The organism is Xylanibacter ruminicola, from assembly GCF_900142525.1.
Classification (GTDB): domain Bacteria; phylum Bacteroidota; class Bacteroidia; order Bacteroidales; family Bacteroidaceae; genus Prevotella; species Prevotella ruminicola_A.
This window is the reverse complement of the sequence record NZ_FRBD01000011.1, coordinates 130418-140970: the sequence shown is the minus strand read 5'-3', so window position 1 is coordinate 140970 and position 10553 is coordinate 130418. Positions and strand designations below refer to the sequence as shown.

12 protein-coding genes are annotated in these 10553 nt (G+C 45.0%); 8 read left to right on the top strand and 4 right to left on the bottom strand.

Going from position 1 to position 10553, the window contains the following annotated elements; all coding sequences use genetic code 11:
• Window positions 1-582 precede the first annotated feature (582 nt).
• Both BUB86_RS08690 and BUB86_RS18135 read left to right on the top strand, forming a co-directional pair.
• Entirely contained in the window at window positions 583-1809 is a 1227-nt protein-coding gene (locus BUB86_RS08690; RefSeq protein ID WP_073208456.1) for a hypothetical protein, read from the top strand.
• 44 nt (window positions 1810-1853) lie between these two features.
• Window positions 1854-1988, top strand: a complete 135-nt coding sequence (locus BUB86_RS18135; RefSeq protein ID WP_262503384.1) for a hypothetical protein — start codon at window positions 1854-1856, stop codon at window positions 1986-1988.
• Window positions 1989-2130: 142 nt separating this feature from the next.
• Here BUB86_RS18135 and BUB86_RS08685 read toward each other — a convergent pair whose 3' ends face one another.
• Window positions 2131-2574 (bottom strand): hypothetical protein, encoded by a 444-nt coding sequence (locus tag BUB86_RS08685; protein ID WP_073208453.1) that lies wholly within the window; start codon window positions 2572-2574, stop codon window positions 2131-2133.
• Between the two features lie 211 nt (window positions 2575-2785).
• Here BUB86_RS08685 and BUB86_RS17635 point away from each other — a divergent pair, with 211 nt between their 5' ends.
• The 4 genes from BUB86_RS17635 (at window position 2786) to mtgA (ending at window position 5623) form a co-directional block, all read left to right on the top strand.
• A complete protein-coding gene (locus BUB86_RS17635) occupies window positions 2786-3472 on the top strand; it encodes a hypothetical protein (protein WP_175549458.1) in 687 nt (228 codons plus the stop codon).
• Window positions 3473-3570: 98 nt separating this feature from the next.
• Window positions 3571-4095 carry a D-Ala-D-Ala carboxypeptidase family metallohydrolase gene (locus BUB86_RS08675; protein ID WP_081373172.1) on the top strand — a complete coding sequence of 175 codons (525 nt, stop codon included), beginning with the start codon at window positions 3571-3573 and terminating at the stop codon, window positions 4093-4095.
• A gap of 81 nt (window positions 4096-4176) precedes the next feature.
• Window positions 4177-4857: an OmpA family protein gene (locus BUB86_RS08670; RefSeq protein WP_073208449.1), complete on the top strand. Its 681-nt coding sequence runs from the start codon at window positions 4177-4179 to the stop codon at window positions 4855-4857.
• 16 nt (window positions 4858-4873) lie between these two features.
• Entirely contained in the window at window positions 4874-5623 is a 750-nt protein-coding gene (gene mtgA / locus BUB86_RS08665; protein ID WP_073208445.1) for a monofunctional biosynthetic peptidoglycan transglycosylase, read from the top strand.
• 22 nt (window positions 5624-5645) lie between these two features.
• Here the strand turns inward: mtgA and BUB86_RS08660 are convergent, their stop codons facing one another.
• Genes BUB86_RS08660 through BUB86_RS08650 form a run of 3 tightly spaced genes read right to left on the bottom strand, consistent with a single transcriptional unit; the run spans window position 5646 to window position 8179 of the window.
• Window positions 5646-6464, bottom strand: coding sequence for a TrmH family RNA methyltransferase (locus BUB86_RS08660; RefSeq protein WP_073208442.1), 819 nt, complete (start codon window positions 6462-6464; stop codon window positions 5646-5648).
• Window positions 6465-7697, bottom strand: coding sequence for a M64 family metallopeptidase (locus tag BUB86_RS08655; protein ID WP_073208439.1), 1233 nt, complete (start codon window positions 7695-7697; stop codon window positions 6465-6467).
• Window positions 7694-8179 carry a 2-amino-4-hydroxy-6-hydroxymethyldihydropteridine diphosphokinase gene (locus BUB86_RS08650; RefSeq protein WP_073208436.1) on the bottom strand — a complete coding sequence of 162 codons (486 nt, stop codon included), beginning with the start codon at window positions 8177-8179 and terminating at the stop codon, window positions 7694-7696. Before BUB86_RS08650 ends, BUB86_RS08655 begins: the two co-directional genes overlap by 4 nt.
• Window positions 8180-8466: 287 nt before the next feature.
• On the opposite strand from BUB86_RS08650, the gene serC reads away from it, so the two are divergent.
• Together serC and BUB86_RS08640 are read left to right on the top strand one after the other, a co-directional pair.
• Entirely contained in the window at window positions 8467-9534 is a 1068-nt protein-coding gene (gene serC, locus BUB86_RS08645) for a 3-phosphoserine/phosphohydroxythreonine transaminase (RefSeq protein ID WP_073208431.1), read from the top strand.
• Window positions 9535-9632: 98 nt separating this feature from the next.
• Window positions 9633-10550: an NAD(P)-dependent oxidoreductase gene (locus BUB86_RS08640; RefSeq protein ID WP_073208428.1), complete on the top strand. Its 918-nt coding sequence runs from the start codon at window positions 9633-9635 to the stop codon at window positions 10548-10550.
• Window positions 10551-10553: the final 3 nt, after the last annotated feature.

Genomic DNA, 10553 nt, shown 5'->3' with positions numbered 1-10553 from the left:
AGATTCTGCCGTACCACTCCAAACACCTGTTTTTGCAGGGTGGGGGCGAACGCAGGTACGCAGGTACATTTTGTAAAATCAAGTGGCAGTGACGAGCAGGTGAAATCTACCTTATATATTATAATATTATATATAATATAATAATATATAGATATATAATATATTAAATTAAGCACTCCTCTCCGTTCGCCTCTCCAGCATCTCGAACGCTTTTTGCTACAATTTTCGAAATTGAAAATGTACCTGCGTACCTGCGTTCGGTCGTTCAGAGGGAGGGTGAAGAGGATATTCATGTTGAATAAAAACTGTCTATAAATCTTAAATTCAGCCTTTTATAATTAAAATCTGTTAATTATAAGTGGGGTGTCCTGACTTTTAGGACTGCCTCCGCCTATATTTGCCCCAAAATTAATGTTTAATTTAAAACGATGGGCTTATGTTAGGTTGTTGGGTTTGGATTATTTTGATACTATTCATTGGATTTTGTGTCACTCCTTGGTAGTTCATACCATCAATAGTTTTTGGTACAATATTATGGCATATCTTTTTTGGTAAACACCAATACTAAATTTTATAAGAATCATGGCTGTGAATTATGATTTAAAATTACCTTATGCTCTGGATTCAGAAGATAAGCTAATCAGCATTGATCAAATAACGGTTAGCGGTTTAGCATGCAATTGTCGATGCCCTAAATGCAAGGAAAAGCTAGAAGCCAGAATAGGTACGGGCTTGCGTGAAAAACATTTTGCCCATTCTAAGCACTCAAATTGCACAGGTGCTTATATGACTATCCTGCATATGCTTTCTGAAGAAATAATAGAGAAGTATAAAGCTGTTATGGCTCCCAGATATACCTCCAATTATGGTTCCGTCTCACCCCGTATACTAGAGTTTGTTGATGTTGAGGTAGAGAGGCGCGAAGACAGAAAAGATTTGCAGCCTGATATTGTTGGAATAACAGAAGACGGAAAACGTTGGGCGATAGAAATACTAAATACCCATGAGGTTGACGACAAGAAAAGACAGAAGCTTTATGAGTCTGGTATAACATGTTTGGAGATAGATGTAAGTAATCAAACAGTGGATAATCTAGAGGAATTCTTGCTGCATTCTACTTCATATCGTGAATGGATTAATAATCCGAATGACGAGGAAACATTACTCATGTCATCTCTAGAGCAGATTGTTATGACTGAGGAAGAGGCTCAAAAAAGATTAGATTACTATTTGAATCAAAAGAATGAAAGATATAAACTGTATCATACAGTGCGCTGCGAGGGATGCCCCACACCACCAAGTTTGGGAAAATGTATTTATGCCAAAGAGGTGATAAAGACAAAAGACGCTATTTATACAATCTGTGACGATTTTAAGAGGAGGAAGGATTTGGAATACATTCCATCTTGTAGAGGAAGAGTCAGAGTGGCTGTCAATATAAAAGATGCGGTTATGAAAATACCTAACGAATGCCGTTGTCTTAATGACTATTATTTTTACATCAGTCAAAAACGATATTTTGTTTTTTGGGGTCAAAAACATCTTATAAGAAATATTGAATATAACAGTGATTGTGGACAGTTGTTGATACTTCATTCTTTCTGGTCAGGAGTTAGTTTTCACTATGTGTCATGTATTTATGTTGATAATGATGATAGTATAAAAGTAAAGACATTAGAATGTACAATGGATGATTGGCCAAATATACTTTATGCGAAACGAGAAGACTGGAAACAAATGATTGAGAAAACGAAAGAGAATGAAAGTTTGCCGTTTTCTAAGCCAGACAATGAAGACTTGCCGTTTTAATTGTTTTCAAATACAGGAAGGCAAATTTAAATACACAGAGTGCTGTGGAAGAAAAGGGGTATGGGGCAGCAGGAGTTAGCAGCGATGACGACGACTTTGATGAAGCGGAGTATCGTGCGTATCGCGAAGAATTAGCGGCGTATGATGATTTTGTGGCTTCGCTGGATATGGATGATTAGAAAAATGATAGTTTTTTGCGAAAAAACTTGGAAGTTTCAAAAAGAGTTCGTATCTTTGCGGCGTGAAAGGAAACGATTTCCTCCCGCTGAAATGAAAGAGTAGCACCGTAATCGGGTTAGCAAATCAGTTCAGCGGTTTTTTTTATTTCCTTAGGTTTTGTATCTCAGCATCAAACGTTTTCTGGTCGATAATTGCATAAGGTTTGAATAATCCAGTATTCTTTATTTTTCTTATACACAGATAGGCTTTTTCACCTAACTCCCTACTAAAATATGCGAAATAGGCTGTTTCTGGATGTTTGCCAGGTATAACCTCGCGCCAACCTTCATAGGTTGATTTCTCAATAAACCCTCTAATGTCTTGAGCCAATTTGTTTTTAAAAGCATTAAATCTATTGTCTTGAGTATTCTTGCTTACAATGGTTTTGAGGTCTGATTTTGTGATTTCAACGTCCATCGTTATTATATTGGTTATTGTAAAACGCATAGGGTTATCCTTAAGCTCGTCTGCCATAGTTAGCACCTCTTCCCTAAAGCGTTTACTCTCAAAGAAATATTCTTCGTCAGTACGTTTATTATCTGTCATTTGGATGATTATTCTATTTTTTATAAGCAAATGCAAAGGTACAACAAAACGATGACTCTACCAAACTTTTTGGGATAAAAGTTAATGGCAAAAATAATTTTGTGGAAATGCCTTTGTTGTATCGAAGAAAAGCACTATCTTTGGCCTTGATATTAAGGAGTCTCATTTGCGGGGCTCTTATTTTTCACAACTAATAAACTTATTTTTAATTATGTTCTACACTATTTGTCCGTTTCAACTCGTAAGCGAGGAGATATGGTATGCCAACCCGGATGGGTTACAACCACAGGAAGTCCTTTCGAAAGTGACGAGAGAAGACTTCCTACGACAGAACCAAAAATTACTTTTCACTGATGAAAGTCGAGAGCACGTGTTCTCGCATGTTTGCCTGTTTGAGCCAGATAATGGCATAGCAGTGATGAAAATTGCCAATGGATATGTGGCCCAGAATGACCACATGTTTTGGCACCGATATCCTTGGGAGGATAGGCAATTTGCCACGGTGGTGATAGTGAGCCGCAAAGAGGGCGAATACTGGTGCGGAGAGTTTGAAACTGATGAGATTGACGACAAGCTTGCAGAGCTTATAGTCAACATCCAGTTCGCATGCCAGCGTCACTACTTCGGTCCTCTCGCTGAAAAGTACTTTGATGATAAGATGCGTGATGCATGTTCTAATCGTCGCCACAGCCAGAAAACCATTGAGGGCTATAACAGATTACCAGAAGAGTTCTCGGCTGCAGATGTGATACGCTGTTTTAATTTGAAGGGTAATGATGCCGCACGAATGAGAATTAAGCGTATGCAGAAAGACGGCGCTATAGTTAAGTCTGGCGAATATGTGGAGAATGGCACCACTAAATTTCTCTATAAGAAGAAGGGCGTACTTATATTCTGAACAAGCGAACGCAGGTACGCAGGTACATTTCCTACATTAAACATTCTTGGCGGAGCCAAGCGGCAAAGCCGAGCGGAACATTAAACATTGAACATTAAATGGAACAGATAATACAATTGAATAGTCAAGCAAAACTCTCCGAGCACTTGGCTTCGCCGAGTGAGGCTGCGCTCGGCCATTCGAACAAGCTCGATGGCTCTCACTTATCGCCTAACTTTACGCTCGGGGAGTTGACCAGGAGTGCAAGCCATCCCGAAGTATATAACATCCCTAGTCATGAGGCGATAGCTAACCTGAAGCGGGTGTGCGTGTGGTTGGAGGAGTTGAGAAAGCGGTATAATCAACCGATTATAATTAACTCTGGCTATCGATCGCCGCAGTTGAATCGGGCGATTGGCGGGGTGGCTACATCGAACCATCTTACTGGCTGCGCGGTGGATATCTGTGTAAGTGGACTAGAGCAGTTGATAGTCTATGCGGCGATATTGCTCGACATCAGCCGCGACTGGCAACAGGATTTTGATGAACTGCTTATCGAGAAGAATCGATATGGGGCTGTTTGGCTGCATTTTGCGGTGCGTGCTAAGGATAACAGAAGAAAAATTTTGTTTATTAATGCTTAAAAAAGTTGTTTGTTTCGGATTTATATCATATCTTTGCACGCAGAAACGAATGTTTAGCGATTAATTAAAGATTAGAGAATTATGAAAAATTTAAAATCAATTGCTGCAGGTCTTTGTGCTGCGCTGGTAATGGTAGGATGTAACGTAAGTAACACTGCAAAGGGTACCGCAATCGGTGCTGGTGGTGGTGCTGCCGTAGGTGCAATCATTGGTAAGATAGCTGGTAACACAGCCGTAGGTGCTGCTATAGGTGGTGTGGTAGGTGCTGGTACAGGCGCTATCATAGGTAGCAAGATGGATAGAGCTAAGAAGCAGGCCGAGGCTGTGAAGAATGCTCAGGTGCAGACTATCACTGATGCTAACGGACTGGAGGCTATCAAGGTGACATTCGACTCTGGTATCCTGTTTGCTACTAACAAGGCTGATCTGAATGCTGAGTCGAAGGCTTCTCTGCAGCAGTTTGCTACAGTGCTGAAGGACAACAACGAGTGTGATATCGCCATCTTCGGTCATACTGATAACACTGGTAGCGATGCTATCAACAACCCTCTGTCGAAGAAGCGTGCTCAGAGCGTATCTAGCTACCTGAAGTCGCAGGGTGTATCTGCATCACAGATTAAGACTGTGGATGGTCAGGGTTCAACAAATCCTGTTGCCGACAACGCTACAGTTGAGGGCCGCAAGCAGAACCGTCGTGTAGAGGTTTACATGTATGCTTCGGAGCAGATGATTAAGGAGGCTAACGCTGAGGCTGGAAAGTAATTGAACATTCTTGGCGATGCCAAGCGGCAGAGCCGAGCGGATAATTGACCATTTTCAATTGAAAGTATTCAAAAAAATAATTAAGTGGATAGTGGTGGCATTCTTCGCTTCCACTATCCTTGCTGTTGTGGCACTGCGATTTGTGCCTGTGTACTTGACGCCCCTGATGCTGATGCGCTGCGTAGAGCAGATAGGCGAGGGGAAGAGTTTGAAATTGAAACACCACTGGGTGTCGCTGGAGAAGATATCGCCATCGTTGCCGATGGCTGTGATGGCCAGCGAGGATGCTAAGTTCATGCAGCACCACGGATTTGACTATCAGGCTATAGAACATGCGGCTAAGCGCAATAGGGAGCATCCTGAAAAGCGAAAACTGGGTGCATCGACCATTTCGCAGCAGACGGCTAAGAACGTGTTTCTGTGGCCTGGACGATCGTGGGTGCGCAAGGGATTTGAGGTTTACTTTACAGCGATGATAGAGCTGATGTGGAGTAAACAGAGGATTATGGAGGTGTATCTGAACTCGATTGAGATGGGCGATGGTATATATGGTGCGCAGGCTGTGGCTGAGGAGCACTTTAATACCGATGCCGAGAACCTGACAAAGGCTCAGTGCGCGCTGATAGCGGCTACGCTGCCTAACCCCAGAAAATTCTCGAGTAAGAATCCTTCGGGGTATATGCTGAAACGCCAGGCAAAGATTATGAGGGAGATGCGATATGTAACGCCATTACCTCAAGAAGGTAAAGATGTTAAGAAGAAGTGAAAGGGAAGTTAAAGGGAAGTATTCATTCCTTTCTTATTTCCCAGAAAGCTACTGCTGCGGCGGCTGCTACATTGAGCGAGTCGACCTGATGCGACATAGGAATGCGGACTGTAAAGTCTGCATTTTTTATGGTGTCGTGGGGCAGTCCATCGCCCTCGGTACCCATGATGAATGCCAGGCGCTGCTGCTGTTTCAGTATAGGATCGTTGAGCGAGATAGACTGATCGATAAGCGCCATAGCAGCTGTACGGAAGCCCAGCGAGGCTAGGGTGGAGTAACTGTCGAGCCAAGTCCAAGGCACCAAGAAGACGCTGCCCATTGACACGCGAACGGCGCGACGATTGAGCGGATCGCAACTGCTGCGGGTGAGCAGAACAGCATCGATACCAAGGGCGGCAGCACTGCGGAAGATGGCTCCGATATTAGTGGTGTCGACCACGCCATCGATGACTACCACGCGCTGTTTCTGGTTTGTAGGGATGGAAGACAGCACGGTTTCGACTGAGAGTTCGGGTTTACGACGCATGGCGCAGAGCACACCGCGGGTAAGGGTGTAGCCTGTTAACTGGGCCAGCAGCTGGCGCGAACCTGTATAAATGGGAATATCGCCACAGGTGGCTATGATATCAGCTGCATCGCCCTCAATATGCTTGCGTTCGCACAGGAGTGCAGTAGGCTCATAACCAGCCTGCAGGGCTACACGGATAACCTTGGGGCTCTCGGCGATGAAAAGGCCTTTTTCTGCATCGATCTTGTTGCGGAGCTGCGCTTCGGTAAGTGCGCCAAACACCTCAATGCCAGGCTGTTGGAGTGATGTTATTTCAGTAATTCTTGAATCCATTTATTTTGTATAGAAATCTATGAGACGTTCGAGCCACTGCTGGCATACCATACAGAACTCTGGCTCCTCGTTGGTGCGCATGCGGCAGTTCTCGTAACCACGCCAAACGCCCTTTGAGAGATATCCGCCTCCTTCGATTAAACCGGCTTTTCCTTCGCGCACCAGGTTCTCCCATTTGCCGTTGAAATCGTGCTTTGTTGTAATATTGGGCTCCCATGGCTCTGTGTCTGCAAAATACATGGGGTCGTCGTCGCCATAAGGATACTCGTCAGCCAAGCCTCCGAAGGAATGGCCGAATTCGTGAACCACCACAGGGCGGAAACTGGGGCCGTTGACGTAGGTAAGGTTGTAGGAGTTGTAAATGCCTCCACCTCCGTAACGATCGGTATTTACCAGCACTATGATATGCTCGTATGGGGTGCCTGCCAGCACGTTGTGCAGGCGCTTGAGATGGAGGGTGGTGAGATAGCGGTTGCTGTAGAAGGTATCGAAGTGTGAACCAAGAACGGTGTTCTTCCAGATGCCCTTGTTGGGCTCGCTGGTGCCTGTGTCTATTGATGGCGACTGCACTGCAACTATGTTGAAGCGGTCTTTCAGATGCTTGAATGGCTCGTGCTTGAACAGCGATTCCATCGCAACCTTACAATCCTCGATAAAACGGGGCATTTCGTCAGCCTGATATCCCTCAGCCACGTAGGCCACGTGTATGCAGCGACTGGTGTCAGCAGCCTGCTGCAGCGTGATATATGGCATTGTGGCGATGGAATCGGTTTTTCGGATAAGTATATCCTTGGGGTCAACGCGATGCGATGTGGTGGCGCTCACGCGGTCGTGATAGTCGTAAAGCTCTACTGTTACATCTACTGGCTGTTTGGGGAAGGGCACCAGAAACACGTTCTCGAATGATTTCTGCGTGTGCTTTGCCTCGTCAGTGGCCAGCCACTCCTGGAACAGCGTTGAAAACGAGTTGCGGTAGATAACCTCTTTGGTATCAGTGGTGCGTACAATTATCTGTCCGTTGCCTTTAAGCGGAACTTCAGCCAGATGCTGGCGCTTGCCATACCAGCGTGGCATGGATACAAGCTCGTCTACATATATGTTCTGAGTGAGATTATTGCCAGCAAAGATATAGTCGAGGCGCAGGGTGCGATCGCAGAAATAATCGCTGAATCGCTGTGCGAATGCTGCTGAAAACGATAATGATAAAACGCTGATTATTAATAACTTCTTCATAATTCGTTGATTAAATCCTTTACATAGCTGCGCTCCCAGTCGCGATGATGAAATCGCTGGTCGTCGTACTGCAGCAGGTCTAAGTCGAGGGTTACGATGCCATCCTCGTTGTGAGTACGCCCCTGGCGTTTCTCAGTTTCCTTGAGAACCTCGCTGAGCAAGTTGGGACCAAAGGCTGTGGTGCCTTGGCAAAGCTGGTTGAGATACATTGAACATTGACCATTGAACATTGAACATTGAACATTGAACATTGAACATTGATCTAGCGATGACAATTTCGATTCGAAGGGGGTAGCCTCCAAAGAATGGTCAATGTTCAATGTTCCATGTTCAATGACGCCAAATGGCTTGGTCCATTTGGCTGAGGTGAAGTGGGCCTCGGTTAGAAGCTGGGTGAGGGCCGTACGCGCAGCCTCGAGATTGGCCTCCTGATTGAAGTTGGATGCCAGACTGATAATGATGTGATGTAACTTTTGTGCCATAACGATTGCAAAGATACGAATAAGTGAGCAAAAATCCAAAAGTTTTTGGAAATAATGGTTTTAAATACAAAATTATTCATTACCTTTGCATCGTCGATTATATATAATAAGGTATAAGAAAATATCAAAAGATATAGAAAAGTGATATGTTGAGTTGACAAAATGAAAGAAAAAATCGAAATTATGTGAATTTCTGCTTAAATATTTGGTGGAATGAAATAAAAAGTGTAATTTCGCAGCGCAATTCTAAAAAGTGAATATAAACCATTTAAAAAATAAACAATCAAATGAAGAAGTACAACTTTAACGCAGGTCCCTCGATGCTTCCACGCGAAGTGATTGAGAAGACCGCTCAGCAGTGTCTTGATTTCAACGGCTCAGGTCTCTCTCTGATGGAGATCAGCCATCGTGCAAAGGATTTCCAGCCTGTAGTAGACGAGGCTGTAGCTCTGGTAAAGGAACTCCTTGAGGTTCCAGAGGGCTACTCAGTGATTTTCCTTGGTGGTGGTGCCAGTCTGGAGTTCTGTATGATTCCTTATAACTTCCTGATTAAGAAGGCTGCTTACCTGAACACTGGTGTTTGGGCTAAGAAGGCTATGAAGGAAGCTAAGCTTTTCGGTGAGGTAGTAGAGGTGGCTTCTTCAGCAGATGCCAACTATACCTTTATTCCTAAGGATTGGACAGTTCCTGCTGATGCTGACTATCTGCACATCACAACAAACAATACTATCTACGGTACTGAAATCCGCAAGGACCTCGACGTTCCCGTACGCCTGATTGCTGATATGTCGTCTGATATCTTCAGCCGTCCTGTTGACGTAGCTAAGTATGATGCTATCTACGCTGGTGCTCAGAAGAACCTGGCTATGGCTGGTGTTACCATCGTGATTGTTAAGGACGACGCGCTGGGCAAGGCTCCACGTGAGATCCCAACTATGCTCGACTATCGTACACACGTAGATAAGGGTTCTATGTTCAATACTCCTCCTGTAGTGCCCATCTACAGCGCACTGGAGAACCTGCGCTGGATCAAGGCTCAGGGTGGTGTAGCAGCTATGGACAAGCTGGCTCAGCAGCGCGCAGAGATTGTATACGGTGAGATTGACCGCAACAAGATGTTCAAGGGTACAGCTAAGGCTGAGGACCGCTCACTGATGAACCTCTGCTTCGTGATGGCTGATGAGTATAAGGAGCTGGAGAAGGACTTCCTTGACTTCGCAGTATCTAAGGGTATGGTAGGTGTGAAGGGCCATCGTTCAGTAGGTGGTTTCCGTGCATCTTGCTACAACGCTCAGACCATCGAGGGCTGCAACGCACTCGTAGCTTGCATGAAGGAGTTCGAGAGTAATCATTAAATTATTAACGACTACGAATTTCACGAATGATTCGAATTATTCAAGCACAAAAGATAATTAGTAAAATTCGTGTAATTCGTAGTTAAAAATAGATAACTATGAAAGTATTAGTTGCAACAGAGAAGCCATTTGCAGCAGCTGCTGTTAATGGTATCAAGGCAGAGATTGAGGCAGCAGGCAACGAGTTGGTGCTGCTCGAGAAATATACAGAGAAGGCACAGTTGCTGGACGCAGTGAAAGATGCTGATGCGCTGATTATCCGCAGTGATAAGGTTGACGCTGAGGTGCTGGACGCTGCTAAGCAGTTGAAGATTGTGGTTCGCGCAGGTGCAGGTTACGACAACATCGACCTGGCTGCTGCCACAGCTCACAACGTGGTAGCTGAGAACACTCCTGGTCAGAACTCAAACGCAGTAGCCGAGTTGGTATTCGGTCTGCTGGTAATGGCTGTTCGTGGTTTCTACAACGGTAAGAGCGGTTCTGAGCTGCTGGGTAAGAAGCTGGGTATCCTGGCATTTGGTAATGTAGGTCGCAATGTGGCTCGCATCGCTAAGGGCTTTGGTATGGACGTTTATGCTTACGATGCTTTCTGCCCAGCAGAGGTTATCGAGGCAGCTGGCGTTCACGCTGTAGCTAATCAGGACGCTCTGTTCGAGACTTGCGATGTAGTATCACTGCACATCCCAGCAACACCTGAGACCAAGCAGAGCATTAACGCTGCGCTGGTAGGCAAGATGAAGAAGGGTGGCGTGCTGGTTAACACAGCCCGTAAGGAGGTTATCAACGAGCCAGAGCTGATTAAGCTGATGCAGGAGCGCGAGGACCTGAAGTTTGTTACCGACATCATGCCTGATGCAAACGATGAGTTCGCTAAGTTCGAGGGGCGTTATTTCTCTACTCCTAAGAAGATGGGTGCTCAGACTGCCGAGGCTAACATCAACGCTGGTATCGCAGCTGCTAAGCAGATTAACGCATTCTTCAAGGATGGTGACACTAAGTTCCAGGTGAACAAGTAAGCT